The sequence below is a fragment of the Methylobacterium sp. BI1 genome, from assembly GCF_056680125.1.
Genome location: NZ_CM155267.1, coordinates 1,635,555 through 1,649,830, shown reverse-complemented (window position 1 = coordinate 1,649,830; position 14,276 = coordinate 1,635,555). Strand labels below are relative to the sequence as shown.

At 68.5% G+C, this 14,276-nt stretch carries 15 protein-coding genes and 1 pseudogene; 9 read left to right on the top strand and 7 right to left on the bottom strand.

What is annotated here, in order from left to right; genetic code table 11:
• Positions 1–76 precede the first annotated feature (76 nt).
• The 3 genes from AC1MGR_RS07790 (at position 77) to AC1MGR_RS07780 (ending at position 2,534) form a co-directional block, all read left to right on the top strand.
• A complete protein-coding gene (locus AC1MGR_RS07790; protein ID WP_480234745.1) occupies positions 77–598 on the top strand; it encodes a response regulator in 522 nt (173 codons plus the stop codon).
• Between the two features lie 135 nt (positions 599–733).
• Positions 734–1,654 carry a transglutaminase-like domain-containing protein gene (locus AC1MGR_RS07785; protein WP_108034742.1) on the top strand — a complete coding sequence of 307 codons (921 nt, stop codon included), beginning with the start codon at positions 734–736 and terminating at the stop codon, positions 1,652–1,654.
• Between the two features lie 73 nt (positions 1,655–1,727).
• A complete protein-coding gene (locus AC1MGR_RS07780; protein ID WP_108034501.1) occupies positions 1,728–2,534 on the top strand; it encodes a transglutaminase-like domain-containing protein in 807 nt (268 codons plus the stop codon).
• 63 nt (positions 2,535–2,597) lie between these two features.
• Here the strand turns inward: AC1MGR_RS07780 and AC1MGR_RS07775 are convergent, their stop codons facing one another.
• On the bottom strand, positions 2,598–3,125 hold the full coding sequence (locus AC1MGR_RS07775; protein ID WP_480234220.1) for a DUF4142 domain-containing protein: 528 nt from the start codon (positions 3,123–3,125) through the stop codon (positions 2,598–2,600).
• A gap of 185 nt (positions 3,126–3,310) precedes the next feature.
• Between AC1MGR_RS07775 and AC1MGR_RS07770 the strand changes: the two genes are divergently transcribed.
• Positions 3,311–3,538 carry a hypothetical protein gene (locus tag AC1MGR_RS07770; protein ID WP_108034500.1) on the top strand — a complete coding sequence of 76 codons (228 nt, stop codon included), beginning with the start codon at positions 3,311–3,313 and terminating at the stop codon, positions 3,536–3,538.
• 6 nt (positions 3,539–3,544) lie between these two features.
• Here the strand turns inward: AC1MGR_RS07770 and AC1MGR_RS07765 are convergent, their stop codons facing one another.
• The gene (locus tag AC1MGR_RS07765) at positions 3,545–4,474 is read right to left on the bottom strand and encodes a LysR family transcriptional regulator (RefSeq protein ID WP_480234219.1); all 930 of its coding nucleotides are present in this window, start codon (positions 4,472–4,474) and stop codon (positions 3,545–3,547) included.
• Positions 4,475–4,599: 125 nt separating this feature from the next.
• Here AC1MGR_RS07765 and AC1MGR_RS07760 point away from each other — a divergent pair, with 125 nt between their 5' ends.
• Both AC1MGR_RS07760 and AC1MGR_RS07755 read left to right on the top strand, forming a co-directional pair.
• Positions 4,600–5,529 carry a ring-cleaving dioxygenase gene (locus AC1MGR_RS07760; RefSeq protein ID WP_480234218.1) on the top strand — a complete coding sequence of 310 codons (930 nt, stop codon included), beginning with the start codon at positions 4,600–4,602 and terminating at the stop codon, positions 5,527–5,529.
• 73 nt (positions 5,530–5,602) lie between these two features.
• Positions 5,603–6,226, top strand: a complete 624-nt coding sequence (locus AC1MGR_RS07755) for an alpha/beta hydrolase (protein ID WP_480234217.1) — start codon at positions 5,603–5,605, stop codon at positions 6,224–6,226.
• A 2-nt stretch (positions 6,227–6,228) separates the two neighbouring features.
• Here the strand turns inward: AC1MGR_RS07755 and AC1MGR_RS07750 are convergent, their stop codons facing one another.
• Genes AC1MGR_RS07750 through cyoA form a run of 5 tightly spaced genes read right to left on the bottom strand, consistent with a single transcriptional unit; the run spans position 6,229 to position 11,309 of the window.
• Positions 6,229–6,984, bottom strand: a complete 756-nt coding sequence (locus AC1MGR_RS07750; RefSeq protein WP_480234216.1) for an SURF1 family protein — start codon at positions 6,982–6,984, stop codon at positions 6,229–6,231.
• Positions 6,984–7,361, bottom strand: a complete 378-nt coding sequence (gene cyoD / locus AC1MGR_RS07745; protein ID WP_480234215.1) for a cytochrome o ubiquinol oxidase subunit IV — start codon at positions 7,359–7,361, stop codon at positions 6,984–6,986. The genes AC1MGR_RS07750 and cyoD overlap by 1 nt, the downstream gene beginning before the upstream one ends.
• Positions 7,358–8,026 carry a cytochrome o ubiquinol oxidase subunit III gene (cyoC, locus tag AC1MGR_RS07740; protein ID WP_108034494.1) on the bottom strand — a complete coding sequence of 223 codons (669 nt, stop codon included), beginning with the start codon at positions 8,024–8,026 and terminating at the stop codon, positions 7,358–7,360. Before cyoC ends, cyoD begins: the two co-directional genes overlap by 4 nt.
• Before the next feature lie 4 nt (positions 8,027–8,030).
• Positions 8,031–10,034 (bottom strand): cytochrome o ubiquinol oxidase subunit I, encoded by a 2,004-nt coding sequence (cyoB, locus tag AC1MGR_RS07735; protein ID WP_108034493.1) that lies wholly within the window; start codon positions 10,032–10,034, stop codon positions 8,031–8,033.
• 60 nt (positions 10,035–10,094) lie between these two features.
• Positions 10,095–11,309: a ubiquinol oxidase subunit II gene (gene cyoA, locus AC1MGR_RS07730; protein WP_480234214.1), complete on the bottom strand. Its 1,215-nt coding sequence runs from the start codon at positions 11,307–11,309 to the stop codon at positions 10,095–10,097.
• Positions 11,310–11,656: 347 nt separating this feature from the next.
• On the opposite strand from cyoA, the gene AC1MGR_RS07725 reads away from it, so the two are divergent.
• The 3 genes and pseudogenes from AC1MGR_RS07725 to AC1MGR_RS07715 all read left to right on the top strand — a co-directional run bounded on the left by AC1MGR_RS07725 (position 11,657) and on the right by AC1MGR_RS07715 (position 14,251).
• Entirely contained in the window at positions 11,657–12,991 is a 1,335-nt protein-coding gene (locus tag AC1MGR_RS07725) for an MFS transporter (protein WP_108034491.1), read from the top strand.
• A gap of 199 nt (positions 12,992–13,190) precedes the next feature.
• Positions 13,191–13,502, top strand: coding sequence for a hypothetical protein (locus AC1MGR_RS07720; RefSeq protein ID WP_480234213.1), 312 nt, complete (start codon positions 13,191–13,193; stop codon positions 13,500–13,502).
• Positions 13,503–13,600: 98 nt separating this feature from the next.
• Positions 13,601–14,251, top strand: a pseudogene (locus tag AC1MGR_RS07715) (BON domain-containing protein).
• Positions 14,252–14,276: the final 25 nt, after the last annotated feature.

Genomic DNA, 14,276 nt, shown 5'->3' with positions numbered 1-14,276 from the left:
GGACCCGAAAGGTACGAACGCGGACGATCCGTCCGCCGTCAGCCGGACAACGCTCGCGGACACGCTCAGTCCGGGGCTGTCGCTCGACCGGATCGGCCAGGCCCTCGCCGCCTTCTACGACGACCTCATCGCCGAAGGCGTGCCGGAACACCTCGCGGTGCTCGTGCGCAAGGTGGAACCCGAACCGGCGGCCAAGCCCAGTCCGGCCAAGCCCCGGCCGACCAAGCTCGCCCTCGTGGTCGAGGACGACGCCGCCACGCGCTCGCTGGCCGAGGCGCTGCTGAGCGACACCGAACTCACGGCCATCGGCTGCGACAGCGCCGAGGCCGCCCTCACCATCATGCGCGAGCGCGGCGGCGACGTCGCCCTGGTCTTCGCCGATGTCAGCCTGGCCGGCGCGATGGACGGGGTCCAGCTCGCCTCGGCGGTCGCCCTGCTCTGGCCGGCGGCCCGCATGGTGGTCACCTCGGGACGGCGGGCCGAACGCCCGGGCACCCTGCCGGATCAGGCGGTCTTCATCCCGAAACCGTGGCGCCCGTTCGATCTCCTGACCGAGGCCGAGATCGCCACCACCGCGCCTCAGCCCATCGTGCCCTGACGCGGCCCGAGTCCCCCGCTCCGGGGCTCTTCCGCCGAGCCCGGAACGGGTCGCTTCGGCGCACGACTTGCATCCGTCACCCCAGCGTCCGCGCCGACCAGACCACGCCGATGCGGCGCGGTGGAGCCCCTCGCCTTGCCCATCCTGTCCGTCCGCCACCTCACCACCTACCGTTACCGGCAGCCGGTGGGCTTCGGCGAGCATCGCATCCTGTTCCGGCCGCGCGACAGCTACGACCAGCGCCTGATCTCGGCGACCCTCAAGATCACGCCGGAGCCGAGCGGCCTGCGCTGGCTCCACGACGTCTTCGGCAACTGCGTGGCCGTCGCCACCTTCACGGGCCGGGCGGCGCAGCTCACCTTCGAATGCGCGATCACCCTCGACCACACGCCGGAATCGGCGCCGGTCTTCCCGATCGCCGCCCATGCGGCGTTCTACCCGTTCGGCTACGGGGCCGACGACATCCCGGATCTCAGCCGGTCGATGGAGCGGCAATACGCCGACCCGCGCAACGAGGTCGACGCCTGGGCCCGCAGCTTCGTGCCCCCCGCCGGACGGATCGGGACCCAGGACCTCCTGGCCGAGATGACCCGCAGTGTCCGGCGCAACTTCGCGTACCTGGCCCGCTCCGAGAAAGGCGTGCAGGACCCGGTCACGACATTGCGTTTGAAGCGCGGAAGCTGTCGTGATTTCGCGGTGTTGATGATCGAAGCCGTCCGGGCCCTCGGCATGGCGGCCCGCTTCGTCTCGGGCTACCTCTACAACCCACGCGGGGATCGCGACCGGCACGTGGGTGGTGGCTCGACTCATGCTTGGGTGCAGGTCTACCTGCCCGGCGCGGGCTGGATCGAGTTCGATCCGACGAACGGCATCGTCGGCAACCGGGATCTGATCCGGGTCGCGGTGGCGCGAGACCCGCGCCAGGCAGTCCCGCTGCACGGATCGTTCTTCGGTTTTCCGGCGGACGATCTGGGCATGACGGTGAGCGTCGATGTCGAGGAAGTCGAGCCGGGGGCCGGGGGGCCCCGGGTGACGGATCCGCATCTGGCGCGTTGACGCACCGGCACGGCGTCCGCCGTCCGGCCGCAGACGAACAGCGTGTGTTTCTCGACAGGATCAGGTGGTGGACATGAAGATCAGGACTGGGTTCGACATCGCCTTCGAATCGGTTCAGCCAACGCCGATGATCCTCGCGTTGAGCGTGCACCCCTCACGGATGCCGGACGTCCTGACCCCCCACGTCATCAACTTCGATCCGCCGATCCCGTCCCAGGACTATCGCGACGTCTTCGACAACATCTGCACGCGCATCGTCACGCCGCCCGGGCGGCTGACGATCTCGGCCGATTTCGTGGTCCAGGATTCCGGTCTGCCCGATGCCTACGCGCCTAACGCGCAGCAGATCGAGGTGCAGAACCTGCCCAACGATGTGCTCGTCTACCTCCTGGGCAGCCGCTACTGCGACACCGACAAGCTGTCCGAGACGGCCTGGTCGCTGTTCGGCGGCACGCCCCTGGGCTGGGGCCGGGTGCAGGCGATCTGCGACTACGTCCACGATCGCATCCGCTTCGACTACATGTGCGCCGACGCCACCCGGACGGCCTGGGACGGCTTCATGCAGCGCCAGGGCGTCTGCCGCGATTTCGCGCACCTCGCCGTCGCGTTCTGCCGCTGCATGAACATTCCGGCGCGCTACTGCACCGGCTACCTCGGCGATATCGGCATCCCGCCGGTCCCCGATCCGATGGATTTCTCGGCTTGGTTCGAGGCCTACCTCGACGGGACCTGGTACACCTTCGACGCGCGCCACAACACGCCCCGCATCGGCCGCATCGTCATGGCCCGCGGTCGAGACGCCACCGATGTGGCGATCACCACGAATTTCGGCTACGCGCACCTCGCCCGCTTCGACGTCCACACGGACGAGGTCTTCTGAGCCCGAGGCGGATCGGAGCGGGTCTCCGTAACGCCGCCCCGCCCGCCAGCCGGGCGAGCGGACCTACTTGTCGAGATCCTGCGCCATCTTCAGGTGGTGCTCGAGGGCCGGCTGGGTCTTGGCAGCCCAGGCCTTCAGGTCTGGGTTTTCGCCGCCTTTCGCGTAACGCTGGAACAGGTCGACGGCGTCCTTGTGCGCCTTCACCTGATCGCTGCGGTACTGCTTCGTGAAGGCGTCGCCCTGCAGGCCCTTCAAGGTGTCGAGTTTGTCCTGGTGCGTGCTGTCGAGGGCCGTCGGCAGGGTGGCCTGGACCTTTCCGCCCTGGACCATCGTCTTCATCTCGCCCGTGGTCTTCTCGTGGTCGGCGATCATCTGCTGGGCGTAGGCCTTGGTGGGCGCGTCGCTGTGCTCGGCCGCGAGCCGGCTGGTCTGGATCTCGAACAGGTCGCTGATCCCGGCCTGGGTCACGAAGTCGTCGGTGGAGGGGCTCACCCCGATCAGCGAATTCACTCCCGTCTTCTCGCCCACCGACTGCGCCGCGGCCGGTCCGGCGAGCAGCACCGCGACGGCGATCGTGGCCCTGCGTGTCATCGTACGCTCCTCGGATGAATGCATTCGCGTGAACCTCCTTACCGCGCCGGTGTTCCGAAACTCCGGGCGCTCCGCCGGCCCCGACCCCGGGTGTCCCGGTCCTTTTCGCTTCACCACGAATTCAGGTCACGGGGACGAAAAGGGGCGTGCTGTGCGTTGCACCTCTGCAAGCAGGAGAGACCGAGATGGATGCACGCCTCATCGCGATGAACAACGAGGCCAACCGGATTGCCTCCGAGCGCCTGCTGGAGCAGCTACGGGACGAGGGCCTGCGCTACCGCCTCTGGGTCACCGGGACGCCGCAGGGCGACACGCTCCACATGCGGGTGGACCACCTCTGCCCGGACATGCGCGAGCGCCTCGACAAGGTGCTGCGCGGGCGCGGCCTGACCTTGGAAATCGCCGAGGCCTGAGCCGACTTACGCGGTCGCGTCACCGTGCCGTTCGGCCCAGGGCGCGGCCGAGAGGGCGCGGGCCAGGTAGGCGATCAGGGCGGTGACCCGGGCCGGACGCGGATCGCCCGGCGGCGTCACGAGGTGGAGGTCGATCCGTGGCGGTGTCCAGCCCGGCAGTATCCGGACCAGGCGCCCGTCGCGCAGGTCCTCCCACACCATGAAGTCCGGCTGGACGGCGAGGCCGAGGCCGGCACGCAGGGCCGGCGCCAGCGCATCGGCGTTGTTCGCCCGCAGGGGACCGTCCGGGACCACCGTCGCTTCCTCGCCGTCGGTCCCGAGGAAGCGCCAGCGATCCGGGCTCGGCAGGTAGGCGTAGCCGAGGCAGGCATGGCCCGCGAGATCGTGCGGATGGGCCGGCGCACCGTACCGGGCCAGATAGCCCGGCGTCGCCACGAGCGAGCGGTGTATCGTGCAGAGTCGCCGGGCCCGGAGCGAGGAATCCGTCAGGGCGGCGATGCGCAGGCCGAGATCGAAGCCGCCGCCGACGAGGTCGATCAGGTCGTCGCCGAGATGCAGGTCGATGCTCAGGCCGGGATGACCCGCGAGAAAATCCGGCAGCAGCGGTGCCACGTGCAGCACCCCGAACGACATCGGCGCGGCGAGCCGGACCTTGCCGCGGGGCTGCGCCGCCGCGTCCTGCGCCAGGGCCTCGGCCGCCTCGCCCTCGGCCAGGATGCGGGCGGCGGCCTCCCGGGCCGAGGCGCCGGCCTCCGTCAGGGCGAGCTTGCGCGAGGTGCGATGGAACAGGCGCGCGCCGATCCGGGTCTCCAGCCGCGTCACCGCCTTCGAGACCGTGCCCTTGGTGATGCCGAGCTCGGTCGCCGTCCGTCCGAAGGACCCCGTCTCCACCACTTTCGCGAACACGGCCCAGGCCTCAAAATCGGGGAGCTTCATGGACGTCTTTCAGAAACGATGCGTTTCCATCGTTTCCATTTTCGAACGCAGAGGCAAGGCGCATCTTCCGATCATCGCAGCACGGCCGGTTCCCGGCGCGGTGCAGCCCCTACGGAGATCGTCCCATGTCGCAGAATGGCATCCACCACGTCACCGCGTTTTCCGGCGACGCGACCCGCAACGTCGACTTCTACACCCGGGTTCTCGGCCTCCGGCTGGTGAAGAAGACCGTCAACTTCGACGATCCGGGCACCTACCACCTGTATTACGGCGACGGGACCGGCCGCCCCGGCACGATCCTGACCTTCTTCCCGATCGCACACGCGGCCCCCGGCCGGGTCGGGATCGGCGAGACCCAGGAAACGGCCTTCCGGGTGCCGCGCGCCTCGATCGGCTGGTGGACCCACCGTTTCATCGAGAAGGGCGTCACCCACGAGGCCCTGGTCCAGGTGCTGGGCGAGCCAACCCTGCGCTTCCGCGATCCGGACGGCATGATGCTGGCCCTGGTCGGCACCGAGACGGCGGAGACCGACGGGCCCTGGACGGGTGCCGAGGTCCCGGCGGAGCACGCGATCCGCGGCTTCCACGGCGTCACCCTGCTCCTGAAGGAGGCGGAGGCCACGGCGGCGATCCTGACCGACGTGTTTGGCTTCCACGAGGCCGGACGCGAGGGCGCGGCGATCCGCTACGCCAGCGGCGCATCGGAAGGTGGGTTCGTCACCTTACGGGCCGTGGGCGAGTTCCTCCGTGGCCGCCAGGGCGCGGGCTCCGTCCACCACATCGCCTTCCGGGCGGCGGACGACGCGGAGCAGGCGCGGATGGTGGAGGCGCTAACCCGCACCTACGGGCTCGGCGTCACCGAGCAGCGCGACCGGCAGTACTTCCGCTCGGTCTACTTCCGCGAGCCGGGCGGCGTGTTGTTCGAGATCGCCACCGACGTGCCGGGCTTCACCGTCGACGAGCCGGTGGAGAGCCTGGGCCGCGCCCTCAAGCTGCCGGCCTTCCTCGAGCCGCACCGGGCCCAGATCGAGGGGCACCTGCCCGAGATCGCCTGAACGCGGTCTTCCGAATGTAACCGCCCGCTCCGACCGGAGCGGGCGCCCGCCGCCCGACCGCCGCGAGGTTGTCATGACAGACCCATTCCTGGGCTTCGCCCATCGCTTCGTCCCCGCCACCGCTCCCGGGCTGCCGCCGCTTCTGCTCCTGCACGGCACTGGCGGCGACGAGAACGACCTCCTGCCTCTCGGCCGGACCCTGCTGCCCGGCGCCGCCCTGCTCTCGCCCCGCGGTGCGGTTCTGGAGAACGGGATGCCGCGCTTCTTCCGTCGCTTGGCGGAGGGCGTGTTCGACGAGGCCGACATCCGCCGCCGCGCCGCCGAACTCGCGGGATTCATCGCTGCGGCGCGGACGGCCTACGGCCTCGCCGCGCCGGTGGCGGTCGGCTTCTCGAACGGAGCCAATATCGCCGCGGCCCTGCTGATGCTGCATCCGGAGGTTCTCGCAGGCGCCGTGCTCCTGCGCCCGATGGTGCCCCTGCGCGAGACGCCACCGGTGGATCTCGCCGGCCGGCCCGTGCTGATGCTCTCGGGGGCCGCCGACCCGATCGTGCCGGCTTCCAACGCGGGATCGCTCGCCGAGCGCCTGCGAACCATCGGTGCGGCGGTGACGCACGAGACCCTGCCCGTCGGACACGGGCTCTCCCAGACCGACGTCACGCAGGCCGTCACCTGGCTGAAGCGTCTCGCCGCCTGAGCTCAGGCCGATGCCCGCCCTCCCCCGCGGCGGGCATCGGCGAGGGTGTAGCCGATAGCACCGAGGACCATCAGGGCGAGGACGTACCAGGTGATGGCGTAGACGAGGTGGTTGTCGGGAAAATGCACGATCGTCAGCCCGCCCACCGGCAAGCCACCGGGATTCGGGGTGGCGTCGGCGTCGATGAAGTAAGGGGCGACGTTCGTCAGACCCCGGGCGGCCGCGATGGCGGCGACATCGCGGGAATACCAGCGCCCGGCCTCCGGCGCGTTGCTGCGCAGGAAGGCACCGCCCGGCTCGGTCAGGCGCAGCAGGCCCGTGACCGTGGTCTCGCCGTCGGTCTGCCCGGCCGCCCGCGTCCCAGGATCGCGCCGGTCCCCGGGGACGAAGCCGCGATTGACCAGGATGGTGGTCCCGTCGCTGCGCTCCAGGGGCGTCAGCACCCAGAAGCCGGCGCCGAGATCGGTGACCGCCTGGACCAGGGTCTCACGGTCGTTGCGGAAGCGTCCGCTCGCCTGCACCCGACGATAGGCGTCGGCGTCCGCCGTCAGGCCGTCCCAGGTGCCGGGGCCCGGCGCCGCGACCGGATCGGCATGGACCCGGGCCTCGACCCGGGCGATCAGCTCGTGTTTCCAGGCGCGGCGTTGGACCTGCCAGGTCCCCAGGGCCACGAGGGCCGCCACGAGGATCAGCCCCGTGGCGGCGATGGCGGCGAGGGTGACGGGAGAGCGCCGCGCCGCCGGCCGTGTACGGGCCATCAGCCCATATGCATGTGCTGCGGCATCATGTTGGTGTTGAGGTGGTACATGACCCAGAGGGAGCCCGCGAGGGTGATGATCACCAGCGTCAGGGTGAAGATCAGCGCCAGGACGGTCCAGCCGCCCTCGGACTTCGTGTTCATGTGCAGGAAGTAGATCATGTGCACCACGATCTGCGCCACCGCGAAGCCCATGATGACGATGCCGGTGATGCGGTCGTTCCCGAGGACGTTGCCCATCACCAGGATGAACGGGATCGCCGTCAGGACGACCGACAGCACGAAGCCGGTCATGTAGTCCTTGAAGGTCCCGTGGTTGCCGGCGTCGGCGTGTCCGTGCCCGTGATCGTCGTGCCCTGCCTTCGACGCGGCGCTCATTGCAGGACTCCCATCAGGTACACGAAGGTGAAGACGCCGATCCAGATGACGTCGAGGAAGTGCCAGAACATGCTCAGGCAGAGAAGCCGGCGCTTGTTCTCGGGCACCAGTCCGCGCTTGTGAACCTGCGCCATCAGCGTCACCAGCCAGACGATGCCGAGGCTGACGTGCAGGCCGTGGGTGCCGACCAGGGTGAAGAAGGCCGACAGGAAGGCACTGCGCTGGGGCGTCGCGCCCTCGTGGATCAGGTGATGGAACTCGTAGAGTTCGAGTCCGACGAAGGCGAGGCCGAACAGCCCGGTCACGGCGAGCCAGATCTGCACCCGGCTGAGGTCGCCCTTCTCCATCTCCAGCATGGCGAAGCCGTAGGTGATGGAGGAGAACAGCAGCATCGAGGTGTTCAACGCCACCAGAGGCAGGTCGAACAGGTCCTTCGGCGATGGGCCCGCGGCGTAGTTCCGGCCCACCACCGCGTAGGTGGCGAACAGCGCCGCGAAGATGAGGCAGTCGCTCATCAGGTAGAGCCAGAAGCCGAGCATCGTGCTCCCTTCCGGGTGATGCTCGCCCTTGGCGTCGTAGAAGGCCGTCGGATCGACCTGGGGAATCGTCACCGACGGGCTTCGGCCGGGCTCGAAGTTCATGGCGGGGGACGCGTGGGTTGCCATGATCTTAGACGCGCTCCGCCAGCAGGGCCGTCCGCTGGCCTTCCGTCCGGACGACCTCGTCGGCCGGGATGTAGAAGTCGCGGTTGTAGTTGAAGGTGTGGCCGATCGCGACGACCGCGATGGCGGCGAAACTGAAGGCCGCGAGCCACCAGATGTACCAGATCATCGCGAACGAGAAGACGATGCTGAGCACGCCGAGGATGATGCCGGCCGCGGTGTTCTTCGGCATGTGGATCGCCTTGAACCCCTGGAGCGGACGGGCGTAACCGCGCTTCTTCATGTCCCACCACGCATCGTGATCGTGGATCACCGGCGTGAAGGCGAAGTTGTAGTCCGGCGGCGGCGACGAGGTCGCCCATTCCAGGGTCCGGCCGCCCCACGGGTCGCCGGTCGTGTCGCGCAGCTGGTCGCGGCGCAGGACGCTGACCACCAGGGTGATGGCGAAGGAGGCGATACCGCACAGGATCAGCACGGCGCCGAAGGCAGCGATGATGAACCAGATCTGCAGAGACGGATCGTCGAAGTGCTGGACGCGGCGGGTGACGCCCATCAGGCCGAGGACGTAGAGCGGCATGAAGGCGACCCAGAACCCGGTCAGCCAGAACCAGAACGACACCTTGCCCCAGAAATCATCGAGCTTGAAGCCGAAGGCCTTCGGGAACCAGTAGGTGATGCCGGCCAGCATGCCGAACAGCACGCCGCCGATGATGACGTTGTGGAAGTGGGCGATCAGGAACAGCGAGTTGTGCAGCACGAAGTCGGCCGGGGGCACGGCGAGCAGCACGCCGGTCATGCCGCCGATGACGAAGGTCACCATGAAGCCGACCGTCCAGAGCATCGGCACCTCGAAGCGGATGCGGCCCTTGTACATGGTGAACAGCCAGTTGAAGATCTTCGCACCCGTCGGGATCGAGATGATCATCGTCGTGATGCCGAAGAACGAGTTCACGCTGGCGCCCGAGCCCATCGTGAAGAAGTGGTGCAGCCACACGAGGTAGGACAGAATCGTGATCACGACGGTGGCGTAGACCATCGAGGCGTAGCCGAAGAGGCGCTTGCTGGAGAAGGTCGAGACGATCTCCGAGAACACGCCGAAGGCCGGCAGGATGAGGATGTACACCTCCGGGTGACCCCAGATCCAAACCAGGTTCACGTACATCATCGGGTTGCCGCCGAGATCGTTCGAGAAGAAGTGCGTGCCGACGTAGCGGTCGAGCGACAGCAGCGCGAGAACGGCCGTGAGGATGGGGAAGGCGGCGACGATGAGGATGTTGGTGCAGAGGGCGGTCCAGGTGAAGACCGGCATCTTCATCATGGTCATGCCGGGCGCCCGCATCTTCACGATGGTGGCGATGAGGTTGATGCCCGACAGCAGGGTCCCGATGCCGGCGATCTGCAGCGCCCAGATGTAGTAGTCGACGCCGACCCCCGGGCTCATGGCGGGTCCCGAGAGCGGCGGATAGGCGAGCCAGCCGGTGCGGGCGAACTCGCCCACGAACAGCGAGGCCATCACGGTCACGGCGCCGCTCACCGTCATCCAGAAGCTGAAGTTGTTGAGGAACGGGAAGGCGACGTCGCGGGCGCCGATCTGCAGCGGCACGACGAAGTTCATCAGGCCCGTCACCAGCGGCATCGCCACGAAGAAGATCATGATCACGCCGTGGGCGGTGAAGATCTGGTCGTAGTGGTGCGGCGGCAGGTAGCCCTCGTTCGGCCCGAAGGCCATCGCCTGCTGGGCGCGCATCATCAGCGCGTCGGCGAAGCCGCGCAGGAGCATGACCAGCGCGAGCACGATGTACATGATGCCGATCTTCTTGTGATCGACGGAGGTGAACCAGTCACGCCAGAGGGGACCCCAGAGGCGGAAATAGGTGAGCGCGCCGAGCACCGCGATGCCGCCGAGGCCGACCATCGCGAAGGTGACGAGGAGGATCGGCTCATGAAGCGGCACGGCGTCGAGCGTCAGGCGCCCGAACAGGAGCTTCTGGAGATCCGGATTGGAGAACATGGAACCTGCTCGTGAGAGAAGAGTGCCGAATGGGGGTCGCGGGCGTCCGAGGCGTCCGCGCTATCGATTGAGTTGGCCGGGGGCCACGGGGTCCGAGCCCTTCGAGTCCTTGCCGTCGCCGGCCGGGCCGCCGTGATCGTGGCCCGAATGGTCATGGCCGGAATGGTCGTGGCCCGAGTGCTCCGGCGCCGAACCGGGCTTGACGTCCGGGGCGATCGACTTCGGCTTCATGCCCTCGGGCTGCTCCCGGCTGTGCGACTCGCGACCCGAGCCGCCCACCGTGGCGCCCGGTGCCTCGACGCCCTGCTCGGCGTAGCGGTTGTCGTATTCCAGCCGCTCGCGGTTGGCGTGGCTCTCCTTGCCCGCCCCGCCCATGGCGTCGATGTGCATCATCTCGTTCATGCACATCTTGCCGGGCACGGCGCACATGTTGAGGACCGCGCCGTAGAGGCCGTTCTCGACGCTGGAGAAGTAGCGCACGGGCTCGCGCTCGCTCGGCTTCTCCAAGGCGAGGTAGCTCTGGCGCTCGAGGGGCTTGCCCTCGGCCTTCACCTTGGCGACCCACTGGTCGAATCCGGCCTGGTCGAGGCCGTGGAACTTGAAGTTCATCCGCGAGAAGCCGGAGCCGCTGTAATTGGCCGAGAACCCCTCGTAGGTGCCGGCCTTGTTGATCACCGCGTGGAGCTTCGTCTCCATGCCGGGCATGGCGTAGATCTGCCCGGCGAGTGCAGGGATGAAGAACGAGTTCATGACGGTGGCGGAGGTGATCTTGAACGAGATCGGCCGGTCGACCGGAGCCGCCAGTTCGTTGACGGTGGCGATGCCCTGATCTGGGTAGAAGAACAGCCATTTCCAATCGAGTGCGACGACCTCGACCGTCAGCGGCTTGACCCCCGCGGGGAGCGGCCGGTCGGCGTCGAGGCGGCTCAGGGGACGGTAGGGGTCGAGGGTGTGGGTGCTGATCCAGGTCAGCGCCCCGAGGGCGATGACGATGACCAGCGGCGCCGACCAGATCAGCACCTCGAGCTGCGTCGAGTGGTGCCAGTCGGGATCGTACTCAGCCTTGGTGTTCGAGACCCGGTAGCGCCACGCGAACAGCAGCGTGAAGGCGATGACCGGGATGATGATGAGGAGCATCAGGCCGGTGGAGGCCAGGATCAGGTCGCGCTGGCGGGCCGCGATGTCGCCGGAAGGCTGCATCAGGACCATGTTGCAGCCCGAGAGCAGGCCGAACAGCGGGAGAAGCGCGAGCGTACGAAGCGTTTTGACCGGCATGGACTCGTTTGGCACCATCTCGGAAGAGCGACGTCCGTTGGCCGCGATTGGCCGACGGGGGAATCGTCGGATGTCACTTCGCTGCATTGCATCAATCTGACAAGTCGCGGCCAGCGCGTCTGATCAGCGCTAGGCTCATAGCCCTGAACAGACAAACCGCGCTATGGACCTTCTCCACACCGAGATGGATTGCGCCAAGATACCGCGCAGATTGCCCGGGGCCGCGTCACGCTGCGCTTTGACGCAGACAAAGGGCGAGGCGTACAGGTGTCCCATCCCCCCGGGCGTCGCGCAACGCGCTGCTCCCGATTCGGCCTCGAACGCATGAAGCGAGCACGGTTTCCTCGATGAGCGCAGACTATGCAGTGCCCTCCACCACATCGCTGGAGCGCGACGCGCACGAGGCGTCGAGCGATCACACCGTCGCGCCGGGCGAGATCGCCATCGGCGTCGTGATCGGGCGCGCCGCGGAGTATTTCGACTTCTTCGTCTACGGCATCGCCTCGGTGCTGATCTTCCCCGGCGTGTTCTTCCCCTTCGCCGATCCGCTGACCGGCACCCTCTACGCCTTCGCGCTGTTCGCCCTGGCCTTCATCGCCCGCCCCATCGGCTCGGTGATCTTCATGGAGATCGACCGGCGCCACGGGCGGGCCGCGAAGCTGACCATCGCGCTGTTCCTGCTCGGTGGCTCGACGATGGCGATCGGCTTCCTGCCGAACTACCATCAGATCGGCGCCCTCTCGATCTGGATCCTGGCGGCCCTGCGCTTCGGCCAGGGGCTCGCCCTCGGCGGCGCCTGGGACGGCCTCGCCTCCCTGCTCGCGCTGAACGCTCCCGAGAAGCAGCGCGGCTGGTACGCGATGATTCCGCAGCTCGGCGCCCCGGTGGGCTTCATGCTGGCGAGCGCCCTGTTCGCCTTCTTCCTCGGCAACGTCTCCAACGCCGACTTCCTCGATTGGGGCTGGCGCTACCCGTTCTTCGTGGCCTTCGCGATCAACGTCGTGGCGCTCTTCGCCCGCCTGCGGCTCGTGGCCACCGAGGAATTCTCGCGGATGCTGCAGATGCAGGAGCTGGAGCCGACCCCGGTGCTGGAGCTCCTGCGCAGCCACGGCCGCTTCGTGCTCATCGGCGCCGTGGTGCCGCTGGCGAGCTTCGCCCTGTTCCACCTTGTCACCGTGTTCCCGATCAGCTGGATCCACCTGTTCACGAAGCGCTCGGCGGGCGAGTTCCTGCTGGTGCAGTGCTCGGGCGCGTTCCTGGCCGCCGGCACCATCGTACTCTCGGGCGTGCTCGCCGACCGCATCGGACGGCGCACCCTCGTGGGCGTGGCGGCCGGCCTGATCGGCCTGTTCGCCCTGGCCAGCATCGCCGCGCCCATCATCTTCGGCGACAGCGAGCTCGGCCAGACCATCTACGTCCTGATCGGCTTCGGCCTGCTCGGTCTCTCCTACGGGCAGACCTCGGGCTCGGTGACCGCCAATCTCGGCACGCGCTTCCGCTACACCGGCGCCGCCCTCACCTCCGATCTCGCCTGGCTGATCGGCGCGGGCTTCGCCCCCCTGGTGGCGCTCAGCGTTTCCAGCCGCTTCGGCCTGTCCTGGGTCGGAGTCTACCTCCTCTCCGGTGCGGTCGCGACGCTCTGCGCCCTCGCCTTCAACCGGCGCGAGACCGCCCGCCTCTGACAGCCAGCCCGGACGGGTTGAAGATCGAGCCCCGGACGGCCGTCGCGCCGCCGGGGCTTTTTCGTTGCGGGCCGGCGGACACGGCCGCCCACCGCCGATGCGGATGCGGATCGGCCCGCTTCGCACGCGCGATCCCTCGGGTAGGATGCGGGCGCCGGACGCGGCGCGACGGCACACTCGGACAGAGGCACACCCCATCGTGGCGAAGCTGATCTACACCCGCCTCGAAGACCACCCGCGCGAGACCTACGTCATCACGAGCGGGGCGCTGATCGTCGGTCGCGTGGATTGCATCTGCGACGATCCCCCGCCCGCCGCGCAATGGACCTGGGGCCTGCACCTCGACATCGGGGCGGCCCCGTTCCGGCGGGGTGCGACCGTGACCTCGCGGGACGAGGCCGTTGCGGCGCTCGAGCAGGCCTGGACCGAGTGGAAGCACTGGGCCGGCCTGCGCGATTCGGACCGGCCCGACCCGGCGGACGGAACGCCGGCGCCCCGGGTCCTGCGCTGAGGCGGACAGGAACCGGACTTGCGCTGGATCAAGGTACCTCGGTCCGCACAGCCGCATTCTCGCCCGGCCGCTTCAGGACAGCCGACGGGAGAGACGCCATGACGGACAAGGACCTTCGCCGCGACGTGCTCGACGAACTCGACTTCGATCCGAGCCTGGACTCCGCCGAGATCGGCGTCGCCGTCTCGGACGGCGTGGTGACGCTCACCGGCCATGTCGGCAGCTATGCCGAGAAGGTGGAGGCGGAGCGCGCGGCGAAGCGCGTGAAGGGCGTGCGGGCCATCGCCCAGGAGATCCTGGTCCGTCTCCCGGGAGCGAAGAAGATCGAGGACGACCAGATCGCGGCGCGGGCCCTCGCCATCATCGACTGGTCCGTGCACCTGCCGCGGGACAGCATCCAGGTGAAGGTCGCGCAGGGCTGGGTGACGCTCACCGGGGCGGTGCCCTGGTAGTACCAGGCGATGGCCGCCGAGGCGGCGGTCCGCAAGCTCTCCGGCGTCGTCGGGGTCACGAACCTCCTCGCCGTGAGGCCCGACATCCAGCCCGCGGCGGTGAAGGACCGCATCCTGGAGGCGTTCCGGCGGATCGCCCTGTTCGAGGCGGACGCGATCAAGGTCAGCGTCGAGGGCGACAAGGTCACCCTGGAGGGCGCCGTCACGGCCTGGGCCGAGCGCGAAGCCGCCGAGCGGGCGGCCTGGTCGGTTCCCGGCGTCCGCAGCGTCGAGGATCGCATCGTCGCCCTGCGCTGATGCGAGTCGGATGCCCGGACCGATC

Excerpts from the sequence above, each read along its gene's own strand:
- AC1MGR_RS07780 (WP_108034501.1), top strand. The coding sequence starts at position 1,728 with ATGAAGATCAGGACTGGGTTCGACATCGCCTTCGAATCGGTTCAGCCA.
- cyoD (WP_480234215.1), bottom strand. The coding sequence starts at position 7,361 with ATGAGCGCCGCGTCGAAGGCAGGGCACGACGATCACGGGCACGGACAC.
- cyoA (WP_480234214.1), bottom strand. The coding sequence starts at position 11,309 with ATGCCGGTCAAAACGCTTCGTACGCTCGCGCTTCTCCCGCTGTTCGGC.
- cyoC (WP_108034494.1), bottom strand. The coding sequence starts at position 8,026 with ATGGCAACCCACGCGTCCCCCGCCATGAACTTCGAGCCCGGCCGAAGC.
- AC1MGR_RS07775 (WP_480234220.1), bottom strand. The coding sequence starts at position 3,125 with ATGACACGCAGGGCCACGATCGCCGTCGCGGTGCTGCTCGCCGGACCG.
- AC1MGR_RS07750 (WP_480234216.1), bottom strand. The coding sequence starts at position 6,984 with ATGGCCCGTACACGGCCGGCGGCGCGGCGCTCTCCCGTCACCCTCGCC.
- AC1MGR_RS07760 (WP_480234218.1), top strand. The coding sequence starts at position 4,600 with ATGTCGCAGAATGGCATCCACCACGTCACCGCGTTTTCCGGCGACGCG.
- AC1MGR_RS07755 (WP_480234217.1), top strand. The coding sequence starts at position 5,603 with ATGACAGACCCATTCCTGGGCTTCGCCCATCGCTTCGTCCCCGCCACC.
- AC1MGR_RS07770 (WP_108034500.1), top strand. The coding sequence starts at position 3,311 with ATGGATGCACGCCTCATCGCGATGAACAACGAGGCCAACCGGATTGCC.
- cyoB (WP_108034493.1), bottom strand. The coding sequence starts at position 10,034 with ATGTTCTCCAATCCGGATCTCCAGAAGCTCCTGTTCGGGCGCCTGACG.
- AC1MGR_RS07725 (WP_108034491.1), top strand. The coding sequence starts at position 11,657 with ATGAGCGCAGACTATGCAGTGCCCTCCACCACATCGCTGGAGCGCGAC.
- AC1MGR_RS07765 (WP_480234219.1), bottom strand. The coding sequence starts at position 4,474 with ATGAAGCTCCCCGATTTTGAGGCCTGGGCCGTGTTCGCGAAAGTGGTG.